At 71.7% G+C, this 24,360-nt stretch carries 16 protein-coding genes; 9 read left to right on the forward strand and 7 right to left on the reverse strand.

The genetic code is table 11. The features are described from left to right. The first annotated feature begins 4 nt into the window (after positions 1-4). From ACFYVL_RS22915 to ACFYVL_RS22925, 3 genes are all read left to right on the forward strand, one after another. A complete protein-coding gene (locus ACFYVL_RS22915) occupies positions 5-1,360 on the forward strand; it encodes a carbohydrate ABC transporter permease (protein WP_389247604.1) in 1,356 nt (451 codons plus the stop codon). Then, complete coding sequence (locus ACFYVL_RS22920) at positions 1,357-2,238, forward strand: carbohydrate ABC transporter permease (protein ID WP_389247606.1); 882 nt, start codon at positions 1,357-1,359, stop codon at positions 2,236-2,238. The genes ACFYVL_RS22915 and ACFYVL_RS22920 overlap by 4 nt, the downstream gene beginning before the upstream one ends. 303 nt (positions 2,239-2,541) lie before the next feature. Beyond that, on the forward strand, positions 2,542-5,148 hold the full coding sequence (locus ACFYVL_RS22925; protein ID WP_389247608.1) for a CDP-glycerol glycerophosphotransferase family protein: 2,607 nt from the start codon (positions 2,542-2,544) through the stop codon (positions 5,146-5,148). A 202-nt stretch (positions 5,149-5,350) separates the two neighbouring features. Here ACFYVL_RS22925 and ACFYVL_RS22930 read toward each other — a convergent pair whose 3' ends face one another. From ACFYVL_RS22930 to ACFYVL_RS22945, 4 genes are all read right to left on the reverse strand, one after another. Further along, positions 5,351-6,181 carry a TylF/MycF/NovP-related O-methyltransferase gene (locus ACFYVL_RS22930; RefSeq protein ID WP_389247610.1) on the reverse strand — a complete coding sequence of 277 codons (831 nt, stop codon included), beginning with the start codon at positions 6,179-6,181 and terminating at the stop codon, positions 5,351-5,353. Positions 6,182-6,255: 74 nt separating this feature from the next. Further along, the gene (locus tag ACFYVL_RS22935) at positions 6,256-7,707 is read right to left on the reverse strand and encodes a hypothetical protein (RefSeq protein WP_389247612.1); all 1,452 of its coding nucleotides are present in this window, start codon (positions 7,705-7,707) and stop codon (positions 6,256-6,258) included. A 531-nt stretch (positions 7,708-8,238) separates the two neighbouring features. Continuing rightward, the gene (locus ACFYVL_RS22940; RefSeq protein ID WP_389247614.1) at positions 8,239-8,964 is read right to left on the reverse strand and encodes a methyltransferase domain-containing protein; all 726 of its coding nucleotides are present in this window, start codon (positions 8,962-8,964) and stop codon (positions 8,239-8,241) included. A gap of 148 nt (positions 8,965-9,112) precedes the next feature. Beyond that, positions 9,113-9,814, reverse strand: coding sequence for a TetR/AcrR family transcriptional regulator (locus ACFYVL_RS22945; RefSeq protein WP_389247616.1), 702 nt, complete (start codon positions 9,812-9,814; stop codon positions 9,113-9,115). 158 nt (positions 9,815-9,972) lie between these two features. Here ACFYVL_RS22945 and ACFYVL_RS22950 point away from each other — a divergent pair, with 158 nt between their 5' ends. From ACFYVL_RS22950 to ACFYVL_RS22970, 5 genes are all read left to right on the forward strand, one after another. Then, positions 9,973-10,863 (forward strand): ABC transporter permease, encoded by an 891-nt coding sequence (locus ACFYVL_RS22950; RefSeq protein WP_389247618.1) that lies wholly within the window; start codon positions 9,973-9,975, stop codon positions 10,861-10,863. Beyond that, positions 10,856-11,644 (forward strand): ABC transporter ATP-binding protein, encoded by a 789-nt coding sequence (locus ACFYVL_RS22955; RefSeq protein WP_389247620.1) that lies wholly within the window; start codon positions 10,856-10,858, stop codon positions 11,642-11,644. Before ACFYVL_RS22950 ends, ACFYVL_RS22955 begins: the two co-directional genes overlap by 8 nt. 152 nt (positions 11,645-11,796) lie before the next feature. Next, positions 11,797-13,140 carry a glycosyltransferase 87 family protein gene (locus ACFYVL_RS22960; RefSeq protein WP_389247622.1) on the forward strand — a complete coding sequence of 448 codons (1,344 nt, stop codon included), beginning with the start codon at positions 11,797-11,799 and terminating at the stop codon, positions 13,138-13,140. Positions 13,141-13,183: 43 nt separating this feature from the next. Beyond that, the gene (locus ACFYVL_RS22965) at positions 13,184-14,293 is read left to right on the forward strand and encodes a serine/threonine-protein kinase (protein WP_389247624.1); all 1,110 of its coding nucleotides are present in this window, start codon (positions 13,184-13,186) and stop codon (positions 14,291-14,293) included. A 121-nt stretch (positions 14,294-14,414) separates the two neighbouring features. After that, a complete protein-coding gene (locus ACFYVL_RS22970) occupies positions 14,415-16,382 on the forward strand; it encodes a serine/threonine-protein kinase (RefSeq protein WP_389247702.1) in 1,968 nt (655 codons plus the stop codon). A gap of 77 nt (positions 16,383-16,459) precedes the next feature. On the opposite strand, the gene ACFYVL_RS22975 is transcribed toward ACFYVL_RS22970, so the two are convergent. After that, positions 16,460-21,400, reverse strand: coding sequence for an NAD-glutamate dehydrogenase (locus tag ACFYVL_RS22975; RefSeq protein ID WP_389247626.1), 4,941 nt, complete (start codon positions 21,398-21,400; stop codon positions 16,460-16,462). Positions 21,401-21,868: 468 nt separating this feature from the next. On the opposite strand from ACFYVL_RS22975, the gene ACFYVL_RS22980 reads away from it, so the two are divergent. After that, positions 21,869-22,435, forward strand: coding sequence for a DJ-1/PfpI family protein (locus tag ACFYVL_RS22980; RefSeq protein WP_389247628.1), 567 nt, complete (start codon positions 21,869-21,871; stop codon positions 22,433-22,435). Between the two features lie 130 nt (positions 22,436-22,565). On the opposite strand, the gene ACFYVL_RS22985 is transcribed toward ACFYVL_RS22980, so the two are convergent. Together ACFYVL_RS22985 and ACFYVL_RS22990 are read right to left on the reverse strand one after the other, a co-directional pair. After that, on the reverse strand, positions 22,566-23,384 hold the full coding sequence (locus ACFYVL_RS22985; RefSeq protein WP_389247630.1) for a LuxR C-terminal-related transcriptional regulator: 819 nt from the start codon (positions 23,382-23,384) through the stop codon (positions 22,566-22,568). Between the two features lie 229 nt (positions 23,385-23,613). Further along, the gene (locus tag ACFYVL_RS22990; protein ID WP_389247632.1) at positions 23,614-24,267 is read right to left on the reverse strand and encodes an HAD family hydrolase; all 654 of its coding nucleotides are present in this window, start codon (positions 24,265-24,267) and stop codon (positions 23,614-23,616) included. Positions 24,268-24,360: the final 93 nt, after the last annotated feature.

The raw sequence follows: 24,360 nt of genomic DNA on the forward strand, positions 1-24,360 counted from the left end.
CGCCGTGAGCCCTGCGACGACGGGGGGTGCGGCCGGCGTGGCGCCGCCCCCCGGCACCCCGGAAAAACACAAGAGCGTGACAGGCACACGCAAAGTCATCGCGATCGGCTTCCTGCTGCCCGCGCTGATCCTGCTGGGCGCGCTCGTGGTCTACCCGATCGGGTTCTCCGTCTACCGGAGTCTGTTCGACAAGGCCGGCACGGGATTCGCCGGCCTCGACAACTACGTCAGCCTCTTCACCAGCGACACCATCCTCACCGCGATCAAGAACAACCTGATCTGGGTGGTGGTCGCACCGACCGTGGCGACCGCGCTCGGCCTGATCTTCGCGGTGCTCACCGAACGCGTCCGCTGGGGCACCGCCTTCAAGCTGATCGTGTTCATGCCGATGGCGATCTCGATGCTCGCCTCGGGCATCATCTTCCGGCTGGTGTACGAGCAGGACCCGGACCGCGGGGTCGCCAACGCCGTGTGGGTCGGGGTGCACGACACCTTCGCCGAGTCCTCCGGCTTCCCGAAGGCCCGCCCGCTGCCGGTCCACCCGCTGAAGGCGGCGGGCGGCGGCGCGTACATCACCAAGCAGCCGGTACGGGCCGGGCAGCAGACGAATCTGCCGCTGATCGGGGTCGCCCCGGCCCAGATGCCCAAGGACGCACAGCCCGCGAAGGCCCCGGCGACCTCGCCGGACAAGGTCACCGGGACGGCGTGGCTGGACTTCACCAAGGGCGGCGGCGGAAAGCCGAACACCATCGACAGCAAGGAACTGGGTCTCAAGGGCCTCCGGATCGAAGCCGTCAAGGACGGCCGGGTCGTCGAATCCACCAACGCCGCGGCGGACGGCTCCTTCGCCCTGTCCTCGAAGGCCGACGGCGCCGAACTGCGGCTGCCCGCGAGCAACTTCCGCGAGCAGTACAACGGCGTCGACTGGCTCGGGCCGAACGTGGTGACCCCCGCCATCATCGGCTCCTACGTGTGGATGTGGGCGGGCTTCGCGATGGTGCTGATCGCGGCGGGCCTGGCCGGACTGCCGAGGGAACTGCTGGAGGCGGCCCGGGTGGACGGGGCCAACGAGTGGCAGGTGTTCCGGCGGATCACGGTGCCGCTGCTCGCACCGGTGCTCGCGGTGGTCGCGGTCACCCTGATGATCAACGTTCTGAAGATCTTCGACCTGGTGTTCATCATCGCGCCCGGCAACTCGCTGGACGACGCGAACGTCCTCGCCCTCCAGCTCTACCAGTCGTCCTTCGGCGACGACGCCAATCTGGGCATCGGCAGCGCCATCGCCGTGTTCCTGCTGCTGCTGGTGATTCCGGTGATGCTCGTCAATATCCGGCGGATGCGGAAGGAGCAGGGCCGATGACACTCTCCGGTGATGTCGTCAAGGCGAAGCGGTCCCTTCCCGCGCGGATCGCGGCCGGGGCGGGCGGCGGGCTGATGCGGGTCTTCCTGATCGTGGTCGCGCTGTTCTGGCTGATGCCGACGATCGGGCTGCTGCTCTCCTCGCTGCGCGACTCCGCGGACATCGCGGCCAGCGGGTGGTGGAAGGTCTTCACCGCCCCCGCCGAGCTGACCGTGAAGAACTACTCGGCGATCCTGGACAACGACACCGTCCTCAACTCCCTGCTCAGCACGGCGCTGATCACCGTGCCGGCGACGGTGCTGGTGGTGGTGATCGGCTCGCTGGCCGGGTACGCCTTCGCGTGGATGGAGTTCCCCGGCCGGGACTGGCTGTTCATCGTGGTCGTGGGGCTGCTGGTGGTGCCGGTGCAGGTGGCGCTGGTGCCGGTGGCGAAGCTGTTCGGCGTCGTCGGGATCTTCGAGACGACGCTGGGCGTGGTGCTCTTCCACGTGGCGTTCGGGCTGCCCTTCGCGATCTTCCTGCTGCGCAACTTCTTCGCGGAGATCCCGCGCGAGCTGCTGGAGGCGGCGCGGCTGGACGGGGCGGGCGAGATCAGGCTGTTCACCCGGGTGGTCATGCCGCTGGGCGGCCCGGCCATCGCCTCGCTGGCCATCTTCCAGTTCCTGTGGGTGTGGAACGACATGCTGATCGCACTGATCTTCGCGGACGCCACCAACCCGCCCATCACGGTGGCGCTCCAGCAGCAGGTCAGGCAGTTCGGCAACAACATCGACGTGCTGGCGCCCGGCGCCTTCGTGTCGATGGTGATCCCGCTGATCGTCTTCTTCGCGTTCCAGAAGCAGTTCGTCTCGGGCGTGATGGCGGGCGCGGTGAAGTAGCGCGCCGGACCGGGACTCCGGGGCCGCCGGGCAGCGGCTCCGGGGGCGCCGAGCAGGGGCTCCGGGGCCGTCGGGCAGGGGCTCCGGGGGTGCCGGGCGGGCTTCACGTCAACTCTGCTTTACGACAAGGGTGGTTCGGTCACTCGCGACCGAACCACCCTTCCGTGTGCGTCACTTGGCGAACTTCCCCCGTATGCCGCATCCCGCGTAACCCGCCCGGCCCGTGGCGCGTTCCCGGGCATACGGACCGCCCGGCTGCCGGGCGCAGGCCGTCACTGCCCGCGTCGACCCCATGGATGTGCCGTGCCCCGGTTCAGCGTGATCGTGCCCGCTTACCAGGTCCAGGAGTACCTGGAGGAGTGCCTTGACTCGGTGCTGACCCAGTCGTACGACGACTTCGAACTGATCGCGGTGGACGACTGCTCGCCGGACGCCTGCGGCGACCTGATCGACGAGTACGCGGCCCGGGACCCCCGGGTGCGCCCGGTGCACCTGACGGAGAACGGCGGTCTGGGCAACGCCCGCAACGTGGGCATCGAGCAGGCCCGCGGCGACTACCTCCTCTTCCTGGACAGCGACGACACCCTGGCCCCCGGCGCCCTCCGGTCGATCTCCGACCGGCTCAAGGAGTCCGACTCGCCGGACGTCCTGGTCTTCGACTACGCCCGTACGTTCTGGAACGGCGAGCTGGAGCGCAACCGGTTCAGCGGCGAGCTGCACGAGGAGGGTCCCGCCTCCTTCACCCTCGCCGACCGCCCCGGGCTGCTGCGGGTCCTGATGGTCGCCTGGAACAAGGCGTACAGCCGGGAGTTCATCGACCGCCAGGGCTTCACCTTCCCGCCCGGGTTCTACGAGGACACCCCCTGGACCTACCCGGTGCTGCTGTCGGCCGACTCGATCTCCACCCTCGACGAGGTCTGCGTCCACTACCGCCAGCGCCGCCAGGGCAACATCCTCTCCACCACCTCCACCCGGCACTTCGACCTGTTCGACCAGTACGACCGGGTCTTCTCCTTCCTGGACTCCCGCCCGGAGCTGTCCGGCTGGCGGCCGGTGCTCTACCGCCGGATGCTCGACCACTTCGGCACCGTCCTCACCCGGCCCGGCCGTCTCCCGCGCGGCAGCCGCGCCGAGTTCTTCCGCCGTGCCCGCGCCCACTGCCGCCGCCACCGCGTCGTGGACCCGACGGTGCGTGACGCTCCCCGCCCGCGCGGCATCGCCGCCCGCAGTGCCGCCGCCCGCAACGCCGCCGCCCACAAGAACGCCGCGGCCCGCGACGCCGCCTCCCGGAGCGGGGCCACCGGCCGGGACGGGGCGAACCCGTCGTCCGCCACCACCGCGGAAGCGGCAGCCGCCGACGCGGCGGCCCTGCGCGCCGGCACCGTCCACGCCCGGATCCTGGACACGCCGGACACCGCCGACGCCCCGGACGGCTCCGCCACCGACTCCCCCGGCCTCGCGGCCGTCCCGCTCGTCCCGCGGATCGGCGCCCCCTCGCTCCGCACCCGGCTGCGGCACGCCCTCGTCCTGCTCGGCAGCCACCGCACGTACCGCACGCTGGCGCTCGTGCAGGCCGTGCGCCGCGGCGTCGCCGGCAGGGTCCGCGCCGTGGCACGCACCGTGCGCGCCGCGGCCATGCAGGTCCACTACCGCGTCCAGCTGCGGCTGCCCGTCCGCAAGGACCAGGCCGTGTTCGCCGCGTACTGGAACCGCGGGTACGGCTGCAACCCGGCGGCCATCGAGGCGAAGGTCCGCGAACTCGCCCCGCACGTACGCACGGCGTGGATCGCCTCCCCCGCCCACCACCACACCGTCCCCGCCGGGACGCGCCGGCTGCGCCCCGGCTCGGCCGCGTACTGGAGCGCGCTGGCCCGTGCCAAGTACCTGGTGAACAACGTCAACTTCGACCACCGGCTGGCCAAGCGCCCCGGTCAGGTCCTCCTGCAGACCCAGCACGGCACTCCGCTCAAGTCGATGGGCCTCGACCTCCAAGACCGCCCCGCCGCGGACATGGACTTCGTGAAGCTGCTCGCGAACACCGACAAGTGGGACTACCTGCTCTCCGCCAACCGCCACTCCTCCCTCGTCTGGGGGCGGGCCTATCCCTCCCCGTACACCACTCTGGAAACCGGCTATCCGCGCAACGACGTCTTCCAGTCCGCCACCGCCGACGACGTCGCCCGCATCCGCGAGTCGCTGCGCATCCCCGAAGGCTCCACCGCCGTCCTCTACGCCCCGACGCACCGCGACTACCGGCGGACCCAGCGCCTGACGCTCGACCTCGAACGCATCGCCCGGTCCCTCGGGCCGCGGCACGTGATCCTCACCCGTGCCCACTACTTCGCCAACGGACCGCTGCACCGGGCCGGTTCCCACAGCAGCGCCCGAATCGTCGATGTGAGCGAACATCACTCGATCGAGTCACTCTGTCTGGCCTCGGACGCCCTGGTCACCGACTACTCGTCGCTGATGTTCGACTACGCCAACCTCGACCGCCCGATCGTCCTGCACATCGACGACTGGGAGGCATACGAGGCGGCCCGCGGCAGCTACTTCGACATCCGGGAGTTCCCGCCCGGCGCGATCGCCCGCAACGAGGACGAGCTGATCGACATCTTCCGCACCGGTCACTGGCGCGGCTCGCGCTCCGCACAGCTGCGCGCGGCCTTCCGGGCCCGGTTCTGCCCGTACGACGACGGGCGGGCCGCCGAGCGGGTGGTGCGCCGGGTCTTCCTCGGCCAGACCGAGGGCCTGCCCCGCTTCGTACCGCTGGAGGAGCGCACGCCCGCCCCGGCCGCGGGGCCCCACCGGGCCGAGACCGCGGACTCCCCCTCCGCAATGCCCACGCAGCAGGACGTGCGGGCGACGCCGCAGCCGGGGTCCGACCTGCTGCCGGCCGAGCTGCGCTGACCCGGCGCCCCGGACGGCAGCCCACGGGCACGCCGAAGGGGCCCGGCGGACAGCCGCCGGACCCCTTCGGACACACACCACCGGGACGCACGCGACCTGCTCAAGGGCGCGCGGTTCCCCGGGCGCCGCTCAAGAACTCACGCGTGCACGGCCCCTCAAGGCTTGATCGCCGTACGTCCTACGGCTTGATCGCCGTCAGTCCCTACGGCTTGATCGCGATACGTCCCTCGTCCATGCGCAGCAGCAGCAGCTGCTCACCGGTCTCCTCCAGGAACTCGTCCACGGCCTGGCGCGAACCCTGCCAGTACCCGTAGTCGTCGATGAGCAGCACGCCGCCGCTCACCAGGCGCGAGTACAGGTGCTCCAGCTCGTGCTTGGTCGACGCGTACCAGTCGGTGTCCAGGCGCAGGATCGAGATCTGCTCCGGGGCCTCGCCGGGGACGGTGTCCTCGACCTTGCCCTGCACGTAGTGGATGCGCTCGGCCGGGTAAGGGACCTTCTCGAAGCCGGACTTGACGTCGTCCAGGGTGGCGACGGCCCAGATCGGCCGGTCCTTGCCCTGGATGTCGAGGAGTTCCTGCGCGGACCTGCCGTCCAGGCGCTTGTCCTCGTCGGTGGGCGGCGTCATGCCCTCGAAGGTGTCGAACAGGTACAGCTCGCGGTCCTCGACCCCTTCGGCGAGCAGGGTCTTCGCACAGGCCTGCATGGAGCCGCCGCGCCAGACGCCGCACTCGACGATCGCGCCGGGAATGTTGTGCTTGACGATGTGCCGGGTGGCGAGGATGAAGGCGTTGAGCCGCTCCGGGGAAGTCATCGAGAACGGCTTGACGGCGCGGATGATGTCCTTGGCGCCGTCGTCGTAGTCGGCGGGGAACTTGATCCCGGGGTTGGGCTTGGGCTTGGGCGCGGGGACGTGCGCCGCAGGAGCGGGCCGGGGCGCCTGACGGGGGCGTTGGCCTGGAACAGGGACGCGTCGCAGCTGGTAACCGGTCAGTTGCTGAAGGACGCCATTCACGGCGTTACGCCATACCATGCGCACGGACAGTACGCGGTAATACGCCTTCCCGCCTATATCTCGTCAACATTCGATGACCCGGTTTAACGAATTCAGCAGCGGAGAGCCACCCGAACGAGGCGAATTTTGTCCCGTTCTGTTGCGATTACCTGGAATCCCGGCCCCCTGGGGGTGGGCTGGTCGGCGTCAAGAATCAGCCAATCCGTTCCCCACTGGCACACCAGTGCGTGCCGCTCCCGGGGCCCGGTCGCCGGACTGACCGCCCGTACCGTGTCACGCCATCTCCGTACCGCCTCCGACCTGGGGATTTCCGGCTGCGGCCAGGCCGGGAACACCGTGTAGACCCCGTACGCGGGAAGCACCCGCTGCCACTTGTAATGAGTGGTCATCACGACCTCCCCGTAGGCCAGATGGGAGGTGAAGGCGCCGAATCCTCCCCACGGTGGCGTGAATTGGACCAGACCCGTGACCGTGGGTCGCTTCCGCAGGTCGGGCAGCACGTACAGCAGTGCACCCGACTGGGCCCACAGGCCGACGCACAGGGCCGCCGCGATCCCCGCCCGCACGGGCCGGCGCAGCCGCGGAGCCAGTTGCGCCCAGGGGCGCGGCGCGGCGAGTTCCACGGCCAGCGCGCACTGCGCGGCGAGCGCCGTGAAGGCGAGCACCCGCCCCCAGGTGTAGTGCCCGGTGAACCAGCCTGCCGCGGCGACCGCCAGGGTGCCCGCGCACAGCAGCACCAGCGGGTCCCGCCGGTCGCGCCGCAGCCTGAGCAGCAGCGCGGGCGCCCCGGCGAGCAGCAGTCCGTAGCGCAACGGCTTGCGGCGGTAGGCGGCCTCGTGGAAGAAGTCCAGGGCGGAGGTGTCCCGGACCGACAGCACGTCGCCGTACGGCCAGCACAGGAGCAGCAGCAGTGCGGCGGCCGTCCCCGTCGCCCAGTGGACGAGGGTGCGGCGGGTGATCCGGGGCGTGGTCGCGGCGAGGACCGCGGCGCAGCCGATCAGCACCCCCAGCGACACGACCGGGTTGATCAGCACGACGCAGCCCAGCAGCAGCCCCGTCAGCACCCAGTGCGCCCCGCCCCGCTCGGCCCCGTGCAGGCGCGCCCAGACGCAGAGCCCGAGGCCGAAGGCGAAGGTGCTCGGGTACGACAGGGACAGGCACAGCCCGGACAGCGACAGGAAGCTGCTCCACAGGAACGGCTCCGGCCCCCACAGGAGTGCCAGGCAGCAGAACGCGAGGAAGGGCGCCCAGGGCCGGTGGGTCAGGGTCCGTACGAAGGCCCGCAGCCCGAGGAGCAGGACCACGGCGTTGACGGCCGCGCAGACGCGCATCACGGTCAGGGTCGCGGTTCCGGTCACGCGCGCGTGGAGCGCCGCGGCGACGGTGTACGGCGTGTAGTACGGGCTGTCGCTGCCGGGGCGGGCGACGAGGGGGCTGCCGGGGTCGGTCAGGTCGTGCCGGAGCCGTTCGACGGCGGCGGCGTGCTGGCCGAGGTCGCCGAGCCAGGGAAGCCGCAGCGCGACGAGCCACAGGAGGCCGAGCACGGCCCAGAGCGCCAGCGCGGGGAGCAGCTCGGAGCGCGGACGGGGGCGTGGACGCAGGCGTGGGCGGACGCGCAGCCGAGGGCGCGGACCGGAAGGCCCCCGTCCACCGCCGTGAGAGGTCCGTGGGGGCGCTTTTACGGGGTTGGTGGGGCTGGTGTGGTCAGTGGGAGTGGTGGGGCTTCTGAGACCGACGAGGCTACTGAGATGAGCGGAGCGGAGGGCACGGACGGCGTGAGGAGCGCGGACGGTGCGGGCGAGGCGGTGGACTGCCATGTCGGTCTGCCTCCGGGACGGGCTGCGATCCGCTGATCGGGTTGCGCTGATCAGATTGCAGTGCCGCTCCCCGCGGACCGCTGCTGCGACCTGCGGGCGTTCGGGTGGGAGGAGACCGGAGGTGCTGCGGGAGGGTACGGGGCCGCAGAGCAACGGCGGCGGCACGGGAGCCTTGGCCCCCGTACCGCCGCCCGGGTCCGACGCCGCGTCGCGGCTGCCGTCGCGTCGCGACGGTGCGTCGTGGTTACTTCGTCATGCCTACTTCTGTGCCGCCGCCGGGGTCGGCACCTGCTTGGGGCGGCCCGCCAGTTCGCGGCCCGCGATCGCGCCGGGCACCGGGATGCCCTCGACGCCGCCGATGTGGTTCGCCCAGCGGATCGTCACCTCGCGGACGACGGCGCGGCTGATGCGGTACGGCAGGTGCGGGGCGCGGCGCGGCTTGCGGAAGACTCCGACCGAGTCGCCCCAGTAGGCGTGCTTGGCGTCGATGGCCTGGTAGTCGTGCCGGATGCCCTTCATGGGCGGGAAGTCGGTGAACGCCTCGCGCAGTTCGAGCCCGCAGTAGGCGGCCATCGCCCGGAAGCCGTCCGGGTAGTAGCGCCAGCAGTCCTGGGCGTCGTGCGCGTTGCCGCGGGAGGGCGCGGTGATGAAGGCGTGCCCGCCGGGGCGCAGCACCCGGCCGATCTCCATGATCGAGGCCCAGAAGAACGGGATGTGCTCGAATGCCTGGCCGGAGAGGACGATGTCGGCGGAGCGCGACTTGAGCGGGATCCGGTACGGGTCGCTCATGACACGGTCCACGTTCGGACCGTCGAGTACGTCCACACCCACGTAGTCGATCTTGTGGTTGGCCAGCAGGGCGCGGTGCGTAAGGCTTTGACCAGGAGAGATGCGCGAACCGAGGTCGACAACGCGGTGTCGCTTCGATACGGGCATGTACTCCTTCACGCAGAGGGCCATCTGGTCGTAAGCGGACTGGTGCATGGTTCCTTCTCCCTGTGACGTCAGCTCAAGGAGGATCTCTCAACACCGCCGCTTTCTCACCCCCCTTGGCAACATTGAAACCCGAGTGGACGGGGTGAAACCGGATCCGCACCGTCCAGACATTTCACTCGGACGGTGCGCCGGCATCTCAAGAGCGCGCGGTGAGGGCGGCGACGGCCGAGGCCGCGAGATCGTCCAGGTAGGCGGCGTGCCCGGCGGGCGGCTCGGTACGGACGACCACCAGCCGCCAGTACAGCGGGCCGACGACCAGGTCCAGGGCACGCTCCGGGTCGGCCCCCGCGGGCAGTTCACCGCGTGCGACGGCATCCCGTACGACCTGGGCGGCGACCCCGTGCTGGGGGTCGAGCAGGGCCGCCCTGATGGCGCCGGCGATCTCCGGGTTGCGCACGGCCTCGACCAGCAGGTCCGGGATGACCTGCGAGGCGACGGGGTGCCGCAGCGCGTGCGAGACGACCTCCAGGAGGGCGCGTACGTCGCCGTGCAGCGAGCCCGTGTCGGGCGCGGGCAGCCCTTCCGCGGCGAAGGCGGAGACCAGGTCGAGCACGAGGTGCAGCTTGGAGCGCCAGCGCCGGTAGACGGCCGTCTTGCCGACGCCCGCGCGGCGGGCGATGCCCTCGATGGACATCCGGGCGTAGCCGACGGCCGCCAGCTCGGCGAAGACGGCGGCACGGATGGCGTCGGTGACGTCCTCCCGGAGCACCGCCGCCCCGGCGGGCGCCCGTCGGGGCGTGGGGGCGGCGGAATCGGCGGGTCCGGCCGATTCGGCGGGGGCGGCGGGGGCCCCGGGCGTCGGGTCGGAAGCGGCCGCGGGCGTCGGGTCGGTCGTCATGCCGGAAATCCTAACGTCACGACGGGACGGTTGCGTTTCGACATCGATGCGTCCTACTGTCGGCGTCACGACGATACGGTTCCGTTCCGACGTGTCGGCGTGAGGCCCGGCATGCCCGCGACCCCGTCCCGCTCCCGCACCCGGCGAAAGCAGCCCGCATGAGCAGCCCCACCGCTCTTCCTCCCGACCTCGGCGCGTACGCCGCCCGGCACGGACTCACCGTGAGCGGCGCCCGGCCGCGGCTCCCCGAGTACGCACGCCGGCTGTGGTCCCGCCGGCACTTCGTCACCGCCTTCGCCACCGCCCGGCTGACCTCGCAGTACAGCGAGGCGAAACTGGGCCAGCTCTGGCAGGTGCTGACGCCGCTGCTGAACGCGGCCGTCTACTACGTGATCTTCGGCGTGCTGATGAACACCAAGGACGGGGTCGCGGACTACCTCCCGTTCCTGGTCACCGGCGTCTTCGTCTGGTCGTTCACGCAGAGCACGCTGATGGCGGGCGCCCGGTCCGTCAGCGGCAACCTCGGCCTGGTGCGCGCGCTGCACTTCCCCCGGGCCGCGCTGCCCGTCTCCTACGCCCTGCTCCAGCTCCAGCAACTGCTGGTCTCGCTCGGCGTGCTGGCCGCGGTGCTGGTCTGCTGCGGGCAGTTCCCGCGGCCCTCCTGGCTGCTCGTCGTGCCCGCGTTCGGTCTCCAGGCGCTGTTCAGCACCGGGCTGGCACTGGTGCTCGCCAGGCTGACTGCCCGCACCCCGGACCTGGCCCAGCTGCTGCCGTTCCTGCTGCGCACCTGGATGTACGCGTCGGGGGTGATGTGGAGCACGGCCCACGTACTGAAGGACGGCAGCGTTCCCGACGCCGTACGCCTGCTCCTCGAATGCAATCCGGCGGCCGTCTACCTCGACCTGGCACGGTTCGCCCTCATCGACAGCTACGGCGCCGCGGGGCTCCCGCCGCACGTGTGGGCCCTGGCCGTCGGCTGGGCGCTCGTCGCGGGCATCGGCGGCTTCGTGTACTTCTGGCAGGCGGAGGAGCGGTACGGACGTGGCTGATCACCGAGAACCGGAGTCCGACTCCCCCACCGTCGTCGTCGATGACCTGCATCTCACCTACCGGGTGCACACCGCGGGCTCGGGGCGTGGCAGCGCCGTCGCCGCGCTCCGCCGGCTCGTCTCCCGCGCCCCGTCGGCCTCGGTGCGGGAGGTGCACGCCGTCAAGGGCGTCAGTTTCGTCGCGCACAAGGGCGAGGCGATCGGCCTGATCGGTTCCAACGGCTCCGGCAAGTCCACGCTGCTGAAGGCGGTGGCGGGGCTTCTTCCGGCGGACCGGGGACGGGTCTTCACGAGGGGGCAGCCCTCGTTGCTCGGGGTGAACGCCGCATTGTTGAACGATCTGACGGGTGAACGAAACGTCGTTCTGGGTGCTCTCGCGATGGGCATGTCCCGTGCGGAGATCAGGGAACGCTACGACTCCATCGTGGACTTCTCCGGAATCAACGAGAAGGACGACTTCGTCTCGCTGCCCATGCGGACGTACTCCTCCGGCATGGCCGCCCGCCTCAAGTTCGCCATCGCCGCGGCGAAGTCCCACGAGGTGCTCCTGATCGACGAGGCCCTCTCCACCGGGGACGCCCGTTTCCAGCGGCGCAGCCAGGAACGCATCGCCGAACTCCGCAAGGAGGCCGGCACCGTCTTCCTGGTCAGTCACCACCACAGGACGATCACCGAGACCTGCGACCGCGCCCTGTGGCTCGAATCGGGAACGCTGCGGATGGACGGTCCCGCCGCCGAAGTGGTGGCGGCGTACGAGGAGTCGACGAAATCGCGCCGCTGAGCACGGGCGGACGCAGGCAGTCGCGGGAGGGCCCGGACTCGGCGCCTTCGCCCCCCGCAGGCCCCGGTGCACGCGTCTGACGTGCCGGAACGCGGAACGCACCGCACGGCGCTCACCCGGAAAAGCGGGGGCGACACCTTAGTATCCGGGCGATGACGCCCCCGCAGCTCGCCCCCCGCTCCCCGGCCGCAGGTACCGCCCCCGTGGCCCCCCGCCGCCCGTTCCTCCGGCGTCCCCCGGTCCACCTCGCCGCCGCCTGGTGCGCCAGCCGGCTCCTCCAGGTCGCGCTGGTCGCCGGAGTTTTCGGAACGGTCGGGGAGGAGATCAACGGGGAGGTCCACCGGATTTACTTCACCTGGTACGAGCAGCTGGTCACCGGTGCCTTCCCGCTCGGCGACGTCATGTGGCAGTACCCGCCCGGCGCCGCCCTGGTGATCCTCTCCCCCGCGCTGCTGCCCGGCCTCAGCTACTTCCAGGCGTTCGTCGCCCTGACCCTCCTGGTCGACGCCGGTGTCACCTGGGCCCTGGCCCGCGCCGCCCGCGGCACCGAAGCGTGCGGCACGAACACCGACACCAGCACCAGCACCAGCACCAGCACCAGCACCACGCGTACGCGCGCGGGCGCGTGGGTGTGGATCGGTGGGCTGCCCCTGCTGCTGCACGTCCCGCTGGTGCGTTACGACGTCCAGGTCACGGCCCTCGCCGTGCTGTCGCTGCTGTCTCTGCTCGCCGCACGCCACCACCCGCGCGCGGCGGTACGGGGCGGCGCGCTCGCCGCGGCCGGTGCCCTGGTGAAGGTGTGGCCGGCGCTGGCCCTGCTCGGCACGCCCCGGGGACGTACCACCCGGGCCGCCTGGGGGTCCGCCGTCGCCACCGCTGCCGTCCTGCTGGGCGTGCTGGCGCTGGCCTTCTCGCACACCTTCGACTTCCTGCGCCAGCAGGGCAACCGGGGGGTGCAGATCGAGTCCCTGGGCGGGACGCTGCTGTCACTGGCGCGGCTCGCGGAACTCCCGAGCAGCGACGCCTACCGGGTCGAATACCGCTACGGAGCCATGGAGTTCGTGGGGCCCTACGTCTCCTCCGTCGCCCACGCCTCGCTGCTGCTGACGGCCGCCGCGTTCTGCTGGCTGCTGATCTGGCGGGTCAGGGCGCGCAGTTGGAACACGGCGACGGTGTGCGACGCGGCACTGTGCGCCGTGCTGCTCTTCGTCGTCACCAGCCGCGTCATCAGCCCGCAGTACATGATCTGGCTGATCGGCCTGGCCGCCGTGTGCGCCAGCGTACGCGCGACCTGCCAACGCCCGGTGATCGTCATGGTGTTGGCCGCGGCGGCCGTCAGCACCCTCGCCTATCCGCTCGCATACGGACAAGTGACCGCCGGTACTCCGTACGGCTGCCTGCTCATGCTGGTCCGCAACGGACTCCTGCTGGCCGCTGCGGTGTTGTCCTGCCGCCGACTTCGGGCCTCCTCGGTAACCCCGTCCGTCACGCGGTAGGCTCCCCACGCGCCGACCACGGGGGCAGCAGGGGGAATTGGGCATGAACGGGGAGAGCGGCAGCGCGGCACGGGCGGCCGACGGCACGGCACTGGCGCCACTGCGCGCGGACGACCCGCGCGAGATCGCCGGATACGCCCTGGAGGCACGCATCGGCGAGGGCGGCATGGGCACCGTCTATCTGACCCGCACCCGCGGCAACCAGCCGGTGGCCCTCAAGCTGATCCGCCGCGAGTACGCCGACAGCGTCCAGTTCCGCCGGCGCTTCGCGCGCGAGGTGGCGGTCTCCCGGCAGGTGCACGGCTACCACATCGTGCCGGTCGTCGACCACGACAGCGGCGACGTCGGTGCGGGCGAGGGCGGTACGCCGCCCTGGCTGGCCACCCGCTTCGTCCCCGGCGTCCCGCTGGACGACGCCCTCGAAGCCCACGGGCCGCTGCCGGTCACGACCGTCCTGCAACTGCTGTGCTGCGCCGCCCGCGCCCTGGACGCGATCCACACCGCGGGGGTCATCCACCGCGACGTGAAGCCGGGCAATCTGCTGCTGGCCTCGGACGGGCCCTGGATGCTCGACTTCGGCATCGCGCGGGCCGCGGGCGCGACCACCCTCACCACGGTGGGGCGCCTGGTCGGCACCCCGAAGTACATGTCGCCGGAACACGCCCTCGGCCGCCCGCTCACCCCCGCCGCCGACGTGTTCGCGCTCGGTCTGATCGGCGCGCTGGCCGCCACCGGGAAGCACCCCTACGGGCGCGGCAACGGCCTGGCCGTCGCGGCCCGGATCGCCGGCACCGACCGCGAGCCGCCGGACCTCACCGCCTGCCCGGAGCCGCTGCGCGACGTCGTGCGCCGGTGCCTGTCCGCCGCGGCCGAGGACCGCCCGTCCGCCGCGGAGCTGGCCGAGCGCTGCCGCTCCGCCGCCGGGCGCGACGTACGGGACTTCACGGGGTGGCTGCCCGCGCCCGTGGCCGCCGACGTACGGGCCCGGGAGGCGGCGGTGTCCCCGGACCGCCGGACCGCCCTCGCGAACGCCCCCACCGTGACCGCGCCCCGGACGGCGCCCCCGCTGCCCGCGCTGCCGCCGACGGCGCCGATGACCGTGCGGGACCCCAAGGCCGGCGAGTGGTCGCGCCGGGTCCGCCGTACGCCCTGAGCCGTCCTACGGCCGGGCCCCCGAACTCGCTCCACGCGCGCGTACCCCGAGCGCGGCACCACCGCTCACGTCCCCACCCTTTCGACCCGGGAGGCTCCCCATCAGCAACTCCGTCGGCGACATCCTCAGTCCGCTCGGGCCCGAGGACCCGCGCGAGACCGCCGGATACCACCTCCTCGCCCGCATCGGCGAGGGCGGCATGGGCACCGTCTACCTCTCGCACACCCGCGGCAACCAGCCCGTCGCCCTCAAGGTCATCCGCCGCGAGTACGGCCAGAACCCTGACTTCCGGCGCCGTTTCGAACAGGAGGTACAGGCCGCCCGCCGGGTGCAGGGCTACCACATCGTGCCCGTGGTCGACCACGACACGAGCGGTACGCAGCCCTGGCTGGCCAGCAGTTTCGTCCCCGGCCTCGCCCTGCACGAGGTACTCGGGCACTTCGGTCCGCTGCCCGAGACCGCGGTGTTCCAGCTGGTCGGCTGCACGGCGCTCGCGCTGTCCTCGATCCATGCCGCGGGCGTCGTGCACCGCGACCTCAAGCCGTCGAACATCCTTATCGGTTCGGGCGGCCCGTTCGTCATCGACTTCGGCATCGCGCGGGCCGCCGACGCCACCCAGTTGACCGCCAGCGGCGGCCTCATCGGCACCCCGCAGTACATGTCGCCGGAACACGCGCTGGGCGAGCAGGTCGGCCCGGCCAGCGACATCTTCTCGCTCGGGCTCATCGCCGCGGTCGCCGCCACCGGACGGCACCCCTTCGGCGACGGCGGGGCCATCACGGTCGCCGCGCAGATCGCCAACACCAGCCACCGGCCGCCGGACCTGAGCGGCTACCCGGACACGCTGCGTCCGCTGCTGGAGCGGTGTCTGACGGCGGACGCGGCGGACCGCGTCACGCCGGGCGAACTGATGGCGCTGTGCGAGCAGTCGGCGGGCCGTTCCCTGCGCGAGTTCACCGGCTGGCTGCCCGAGCCGGTCGCCGAGGAGATCGTCCGCAGGGAGCAGACGGCCCAGTACGCGGCGAAGCAGGCGCAGACGGCACAGGCCGCACAGGCGGCCCAGGCCGCGCAGGCGACCGCGCAGCCGCCGCTCCCGCAGCAGCCCCCGCAGGCCCACCAGGGACCGCCCACCCAGCCGCCGACGCAGCCGCCGTACGCCGCGCCGACGCACACCCAGGCGCCGGGAACGCAGGTGCCGGGGACCCAGGTGCCGGGGACGCAGCTGCCGCCGCAGACCGGCCAGACCGCCGGGTTCGGGGCGGTGGGGCACCCGCCGACGTACCAGAACACCCAGGGGCCGCAGGGCGCCCACCCTCCGCAGGGACCCGCGACCTTCGCGCCGGGCACGCACCAGCCGACGGCGCCCGGCGGCCTGCCCGGCACCCCGCACCCCGCCCCGCCGGCCGGGAAGAAGCCGGGGAAGGCGAAGAAGATCGTGCTCGCCGCCGCCTTGGTGGTCGCGGTCGGGGCGGGCGCGGGCGCCGCCGTGTACTTCCTCGGCGGGAAGGACAAGGACGACAGGTCGAACACGGCGAACGCCGCGAACGCCAAGCCGTCCGGCTCGCCCGGCACCAGCGCGCCGACCCCCGTGCAGGACCCCACCACGCCCGCCGCGCAAGAGCCCACCGCCGACCCCAACGGCACGCCCACCCCGGCGCCGCCGGAGACGGCCACGTACACCGAGATCTTCAAGAACAAGCCGCTGACGCTGCGCACGCCGAACTCGCTGTCCAGCACCTATGTGGACTTCGACCTGCCCAAGACCGTCGTGGAGGGCGACATGACGTCCGACGTGCGGGACCTGACGGTCAGCGACTCGGACTGGGACTTCGGGGCCACCATGGGCAAGAGCGCGGGGATCACCCCGCAGGAGTGCCGCACCGGGGCGGAGACGAACGCGCTGCCCGACTCGGTGGGCCCGCGCGCGTTCGGCGAGCGCGGCTCGATCCCCAAGGGCACCCGGCTGTGCATGGTCACCGGGGACGGCAACCTCGCCATGTACGAGATCACCCAGATCACCGCCGCCAGCAGCGCCTCCGACGTGCCGAGCGTGGTCGGCGACCTGACCCTCTGGAAGATCAGCCAGTAGCGCGGGGCCCCGGGGTCCCGGCAGCGCGAAGGGGCGCCCGCCGCACGTGCGGCGGGCGCCCCTTCGGGGTCCGGGTGTCAGACCCGGTTGCGCAGCAGGGTGCGCATCGTCCGCATCGCGACCGACAGGTTCGCCAGGTCGAAGTCGTCCGAGCCCTGGATCTCCTCCAGGGTGGTGCGGGCACGGCCGAGGAGAGCCGCGTTCTTCTCCTCCCACGCCTTGTAGCGCTGCTCCGGGGTGGAGCTGCCGTTCCCGGCGGACAGCACGTCCTGGGTCAGACCGGCGTGGGCGGCGTACAGGTCCTCGCGGATCGAGGCACGCGCCATGGACTGCCAGCGGTCGGCGCGCGGCAGGTCGATGATGCGGTCCATCAGCTGCGTGATGCCGAGCCGGTCACCGAGGTCGTAGTACACCTCGGCGACGTCCATCGGCTCCTTGTCGATGCGGTCCGCGATGGCGACCACGTCGAGGATCGGGAAGGCCGACGAGAAGCCCGCCACCCGCAGTGCCAGGTCCTCGGGGACGCCCGCCGCGCCCAGCTCGTCCAGGATGCCCTGGTACCACTCCAGGTCGGCGCCGCGCAGCAGCCTCGGCAGGTCCTGCCAGACCGTCGCCACGCCCGCGCTGAAGAACTCGACGGTCTCGCCGATCTCCAGCGGCTGCGGACGGTTGCCGAGCAGCCAGCGGGTGCCGCGCTCGACCAGCCGGCGCGAGTGCAGCCGGATGCGGGTCTGGACGTCCGCGGCGACCTTGTTGTCGAGAGCCTCGACCGCGTCCCAGACCTCGCTGAGGCCGAAGATCGCGCGGGCCGCGAACTGGGCCCGTACGACTTCCTCGATGGACGCCCCGGTCTCCTCGCGCAGCCGGTGCAGGAAGGTCGAGCCGCCGGTGTTCACGGTGTCGTTGACCAGCACGGTCGTGACGATCTCGCGGCGCAGCGCGTGTGCGTCGATCTGCTCGCCGAACTTCTCCCGCAGGGCCTGCGGGAAGTAGTCGTGCAGCAGCGTCCGCAGGTGCGGGTCGTCGGGGAGGCCGGTGGAGATCAGCTCGTCGGCGACGGTGATCTTCGTGTAGGCCAGGAGGACGGCCAGCTCGGGCTGCGAAAGTCCCTTGGAATTGTTCAACAATTCCCTGATCTGACGATCGTTGGGCAGGAACTCCAGCGCCCTGTCCAGGTGCCCGTCACGGCCGAGCCTGCGCATGAAGCGCTGGTGCGCGTGGAGCAGCGAGGACGACTGGGCGACCGCGTTGGCCAGGGCGGTGTTCTGCGCGTAGTTGTTGCGCAGCACCAGCGTGCCGACCTCGTCGGTCATCTCCGCCAGCAGCTTGTTGCGCTGCTTGACGGTCATGTCCCCGTCGGACACCAGGGCGTTGAGCAGGATCTTGATGTTCACCTCGTGGTCGGAGGTGTCCACACCGGCGCTGTTGTCGATGGCGTCGGTGTTGATCCGGCCGCCCGTGCGGGCGAACTCGATGCGGCCGAGCTGGGTGGCGCCCAGGTTGCCGCCCTCGCCGACGACCTTGACCCGCAGGTCCTCGCCGTTGACACGGATCGCGTCGTTGGCCTTGTCGCCGACGTCCGCGTTGGTCTCGGCGGTCGACTTCACGTAGGTGCCGATGCCGCCGTTCCACAGCAGGTCGACGGGCGACTTGAGGATGGCCTGCATCAGGTCGGCGGGCGTCATCTTGGAGACACCGGCCGCCAGCCCGAGCGCCTCGCGCATCGCGGCGTTCACCGGGATGGACTTGGCGCTGCGCGGGTGGATGCCGCCACCGCTGGACAGCAGGTCCTTGTTGTAGTCGGCCCACGAGCTGCGCGGCAGCTCGAAGAGGCGGCGGCGCTCGGCGTAGGAGAGGGCCGCGTCCGGGTTCGGGTCGATGAAGATGTGCCGGTGGTCGAAGGCGGCGACCAGCCGGATGTGCTCGGAGAGCAGCATGCCGTTGCCGAAGACGTCACCGGACATGTCGCCGACGCCGACGACCGTGAAGTCCTCGGTCTGGGTGTCGTGGCCGAGCTCCCGGAAGTGCCGCTTCACGGACTCCCAGGCGCCGCGGGCGGTGATGCCCATGCCCTTGTGGTCGTACCCGACGGAGCCGCCGGACGCGAAGGCGTCGCCGAGCCAGAAGCCGTAGGCGACGGCGATCTCGTTGGCGATGTCGGAGAAGGTCGCGGTGCCCTTGTCGGCGGCGACCACGAGGTACGTGTCGTCCTCGTCGTGCCGTACGACGTCCTTGGGCGGCACGACCTCGCCCGCCACCATGTTGTCGGTGATGTCGAGCAGCGCCGAGATGAAGGTGCGGTACGAGGCGATGCCCTCGGCCAGCCACGCGTCGCGGTCCACCGACGGGTCGGGGAGGTTCTTCGCGACGAAGCCGCCCTTGGCGCCCACCGGCACGATGACGGTGTTCTTCACCATCTGCGCCTTGACCAGGCCGAGCACCTCGGTGCGGAAGTCCTCGCGCCGGTCCGACCAGCGCAGACCGCCGCGCGCGACCTTGCCGAAGCGCAGGTGCACGCCCTCGACCCGGGGCGAGTACACCCAGATCTCGAACGCCGGGCGCGGTGCGGGCAGGTCCGGGATCGCCTGCGGGTCGAACTTCATCGACACGTAGGTGTGCGGCTCGCCGCTCCCGGCCTTCTGGAAGAAGTTGGTCCGCAGCGTGGCCTTGATGACGGTGAGGAAGGAACGCAGGATGCGGTCCTCGTCGAGCGAGGCGACCTGGTCGAGCGCCCCGTCGAGCTCTTCGAGCAGCCCGTCGATGAGTTCGGTGCCGGCCTTCTGCCGCTCGGGCGACATGCGCGCCTCGAACAGCGAGACCAGCAGCCGGGTGGTGTGGACGTTGGTGCGGAGGGTCTCCTCCATGTAGTCCTGGCTGAACATCGCGCCGGCCTGGCGCAGGTACTTGGCGTACGCGCGCAGGACGACGGCCTGCCGCCAGGTGAGTCCGGCGCCGAGCACCAGGGAGTTGAAGCCGTCGTTCTCGGCGGCGCCCGTCCAGACCGCGGCGAAGGCGTCCTGGAAGCGCTCGCGGGCGTCGTCACCGAGGTAGTCGGAGCCGTTGCCGCCGGCGCCCTGCGGCATGCGCAGGCCGAAGTCGTAGATCCAGGCGTGCGTGCGGTCGGCGCAGCGCAGCTCGTAGGGCCGCTCGTCGACGACCTCCACGCCGAGCCGCTGGAGGACCGGCAGCACCGCGGACAGCGAGACCTGCTCGCCGGTCCGGTAGATCTTGAAGCGGCGCTCGCCGGGGCCCGCGCCGACCGGCTCGTACAGGCTGAGCGCGAACTCCTTGCCGCCCTTGCCGAGCTGCTCCAGGTGGACCAGGTCGGCCACGGCGGAGCGCGGCGAGTGGTCGGCCTTGTAGCCCTCGGGGAAGGCGTGCGCGTAGCGGCGCTGGAGTTCGGCGGCGCGCTCCTCGCCGAGTTCGGCGTTGAGAGCCTCGCCGAAGCCGTCGGCCCAGGAGCGGGCGGCCTCGGCCAGGCGCGCCTCGATGCGCTCGACGTCGCCCTCGGTGAGGGCGGTCAGTACGGTGCCGGGCTCGACCCGGACCACGAAGTGCAGCCGGGAGAGGATCGACTCGGTGTTCCACGCGGTGAAGTCGACGCTGGTGCCGCCGAGCTCCTCCTTGAGGATGTCGATCAGGCGCAGCCGGACGGCCGTGGTGTAGCGGTCTCGGGGCAGGTAGACGATCGCCGAGTAGTAGCGGCCGTACTCGTCCTGGCGCAGGTACAGCCGCAGCCGGCGGCGCTCCTGGAGGTACAGGACGGAGGTGACGACCGAGCGCAGCTGGTCGACCGGCGTCTGGAACAGCTCGTCGCGCGGGTACGTCTCCAGGATCTGCAGGAGGTCGCGGCCGTCGTGGCTGTTGGGGGTGAAGCCGGCGCCCTGGAGGACCTCGGCGACCTTGCGGCGGATGACCGGGACGCGGCGCACGGACTCGGTGTACGCGGCGGAGGAGAACAGGCCGAGGAAGCGGCGCTCGCCCACCACGTTGCCGTCGGCGTCGAACTTCTTCACGCCGACGTAGTCGAGGTAGGAGGGGCGGTGCACGGTGGCGCGGCTGTTGGCCTTCGTCAGGACCAGGAGCTTGTGCTCGCGCGCCTTTGCGCGGGCGTCGGCGGGCAGCCTGCTGAACGAGGGCGAGACGGGGTGCGTCTCGTCGTCCTCGTGGTGCTGCGGGTCGGAGCGCAGGACACCGAGACCGGTGCCGGGGACGGCCGCCAGGGAGTCGTCGCCGGTCAGCTCGTACTCGCGGTAGCCGAGGAAGGTGAAGTGGTCGGCGGCCAGCCACTGGAGCAGCTCGCGGGCCTCGTCCACCTCCTGCTCGGCGAGGTCGGCGGCCCTGGGCTCGCCGGGCAGCTCGTCGGCGATGCGCAGCGCGCTGTCGCGCATCTTCTCCCAGTCCTCGACGGCCTCGCGGACGTCGGACAGGACGCGCAGCAGGTCGGCGGTGATCTGCTTGAGGTCGGCGCGGTCGGTCTCGCGGTCCATCTCGACGTGGATCCACGACTCCACGATCGCGTCGTGGGGCAGCTCACCGGTGATCTGCTTGGAGAGCACCTCGATGAGCTTGCCGGTCACATCACGGCGCACCAGCACCTGCGGGTGGATCACCACGTGGATGCCACGGCCCTGCCGGGACAGCTCGTTGGTGACCGAGTCCACGAGGAAGGGCATGTCGTCGGTGACGACCTCGACGACGGAGTGGCTGCACGTCCAGCCGTTCTCCTCGACCGTCGGGGTGTGCACCCGTACGTTCGCCGTTCCCTGCGGGCGGTTCGCCGCGAGCCGGTAGTGCGAAAGCGCCGCACCGTAGACGTCGACCGGGTCGCGGTCGCCGAGGTCTTCCGGGGCGGTGTGCAGGTAGTAGCGCTGGAGGTACGCGAGTAGGGCGTCCGGGTCCGGTGCCCCTCCGCTGTCGGACCCAGTCGGAAGTTGTCCCCCCGCCGGGCTGTTCTCAGCTACCCGGGCGGCCCGTGCGAGCAGCTCGGCCTTGGCTTCGTCCAGCTTGGTCTGCATGTCCTCTGGCTCCTGTCGCGCGCCGTTGCGTGACGTAGGTGGTGAAGAAAGTGACACAACGCCACGACGCGGTGTTTCCGGTCGAGGTCGACGTTATGCCGCGATGCGGGATGCCCGTGACTTTATTGGCCATGTTCGGCGGCAGGTCCGGGTTCGGAAAACCAGCGTGGGCCCGGGCACGGTAGTGCGCCGGGCGAAGGCCGGGGGCTGCACCGCCCCCGAGGCGTATCGCGCTGATCACGGCACCAGGCTATCCCCCCTGGCCCGGGAGGCGTTATTCGCGGGTCGTTGGACAAAGCGCGGAGAAGTTCGACGGTTTGTCCAGTGCGACCTGTGAGGCTGCTGCGACACCGGGCCCGCCACGGCCTCCGCCCAAGGGGCCCCGCCGGTTGCCGCACGCCCTCTTGGCAAATCACGTGCCCGGGGGCACGTTGACCGGACCACCGTCCACTCCCCCGGGGAGCAGCAATGTCAGCGAAGATCCTGATCGTGACGGGCGACGCTGCCGAGTCCCTCGAAGTGCTCTACCCGTACCAGCGACTGCGCGAAGAGGGGTACGACGTCCACATCGCGGCGCCGTCCCGCAAGCAGTTGCGCTTCGTCGTGCACGACTTCGAGACCGGTTACGACACCTACACCGAGAAGCCCGGATACACCTGGCCCGCCGACCTCGCCTTCTCGGAGGTGGACCCCGGCAACTACGTCGCGCTGGTGGTCCCCGGCGGGCGGGCCCCGGAGTACCTGCGCAACGACCCGGAGCTGCGCAAGATCCTCAAGGCGTTCTTCGACACGGACCGGCCGGTGGCGCAGATCTGCCACGGGCCGCTGCTCACGGCGGCGATCGGCGCGCTGAGCGGGCGCCGGGTCACCGCGTACCCGGCGCTGGAGCTGGACATGCAGCACGCGGGCGCCACCTTCCAGGACGCGGAGGCGGTCGTCGACGGCACCCTGGTGTCGGCCCGCGCCTGGCCGGACCACTCGCGATGGATGCGCGAGTTCCTGACCGTGCTGCGGGCGAAGGCACCGGTGACGTAACCGGACAGGGGCTGCCGGGGCGCCTGCCTGCGGACCTGGCCGTCCGTAGCCTGCCGGGTTGCCCGAGGTGACCGTCGTACGGGGCGGCCGTCGCCGGGCGCGGCAGTCGCGCCTCCCGCCGGGGCGCCCCTCACCCGAGCACGGCGGCCACCTCCGTCCGGGACGCGGCGCCGAGCTTCGCCAGGATGTGCTCGACGTGGGCGTCCGCGGTGCGCTTGGAGATCACCAGACGCTCGGCGATCTCCCGGTTGGACAGCCCCTCGACGACGAGCAGCGCGACCTCCCGCTCCCGGCGCGTGAGGGCGTGCTGCGCCTGCTGGTCGGCCCGGAACCCGCGGTACCGGGCCGCCGCGGGCCCCCGCGGGTACTCCGCGTCGCCGAGCGCGTACCGCACCGCCTCCTCGACACTGAGCCGGGCCCCGCGCGCGAACGCCTTCGCGTACTCCGCCGTGCCGAGCGCGCAGCCGATGCCGATCTCGGCGGCGGGCGTGCCCCGGCCGTCGCCGACCGACCTGGCCGTCGGCAGCGCCTCGCGGAAGTGCTCCAGGGCCCGGTCGTACGCGCCCTGCCAGCTGGCGAGCATGCCGGCCTGCTGGAGGCCGCGGACCCGCTCGGCGCTGGGTGCGGGGTTGCGGTCCAGGGCCCGCGCGGTCCAGTACCTGCCCTCCGCGAGAAGGCCGGAAGTCACCCAGAACTGTCCGAGCGCCCCGACCATGCGCAGCCCGCACAGGGCGTCGTGCGCCGCGGTCTCCGCGTCCGCGTCCGGATCCGGGCCGCTCCCGGGTCCGGTGGCGTCCCCCAGCGAGAACTCCAGGGCCCTGCGGAGGTTCGCGGCGTCCTCGCACAGGGCGAGGTAGGGCTGAAACCGAGTTCCATGACGCCCCCGCCTGGTCCGTGCCGCGTCCGCATCCGCCCCAGGGTAAGCGAACGCGCACGCACGGTGAGCCAAGTGGGCGGGGCCACCCGTCAGGGGCGCCGGGGAACATCCGCCCGGTCGCCACCCACCCTCGACGCGCTCGGGCAGGCCCCGTCCGCTCGGCGCACTCCGGCCGGCACCCACCCCGTCCGTCGGCCGCTCGGGCCCGCGCCCTCCGTCAGCCGTCAGCCGTCAGCCGTCAGCCGTCAGCCGTCAGCCGTCAGCCGTCAGCCGTCAGCCGTCAGCCGTCAGCCGTCAGCCGTCAGCCGGACATCTCCTCCGCGAGCCGCACCGCGTCCGCCAGCGAGTCGACCACCGGCACCCCGGCGGCCTCCAGGGCCGTCCTGCTGTGCGAGCCGCCGGTGTAGAGGATCGCGCCCGCCCCGACGTGCGCCGCCGCGAGCGCGTCGTCGACGGCGTCGCCGATGACCACGGTCCGGGCGGGATCGACACCGTCGAGGGCGGCGAGGTGGCGGACCATGTGCGCGGCCTTGGTACCGCCGGAGGGACCGGTCCGGCCGTCGACCCGCACGAAGTGGCGCTCGATGCCGTACTCCCGCACCACCGGAACCAGTTCGTCGTGTCCGTACATGCTGAGGAGGGACTGGCTGCGGCCGGCCGCACCCCAGCCGGTGAGCAGTTCCTCGACGCCGTCGGTCAGGCCGCAGGCGGCGCGCAGCTCGACGTAGTGCCGGTGGAAGGCGTTGTCCATGACGAGCCATTCCGCGTCCGTGGGAGCACGGCCCATCAGGCGCTCGTAGAAGCGCGGGATCGGTATGCAGTACAGCTCGCGGTACTTCTCCAGCGTGATCGGGGGCAGGCCGATCTCCGCGAAGGCGGCGTTGCTCGCCCCGATGACCGCGTTGATGTCGTCGAGCAGGGTGCCGTTCCAGTCCCAGACCAGGTGCGTCCTCATGCAAGAACGGTACCCACGGGGTCTGACAACGCCGCAGGCCGGGCGGTACCGGCCACCGGTGCCCCGGGCTCCGCCGGGAGGGGCCGACCGCCC

The sequence above is a fragment of the Streptomyces sp. NPDC004111 genome (genome assembly GCF_042874215.1).
GTDB lineage: Bacteria > Actinomycetota > Actinomycetes > Streptomycetales > Streptomycetaceae > Streptomyces.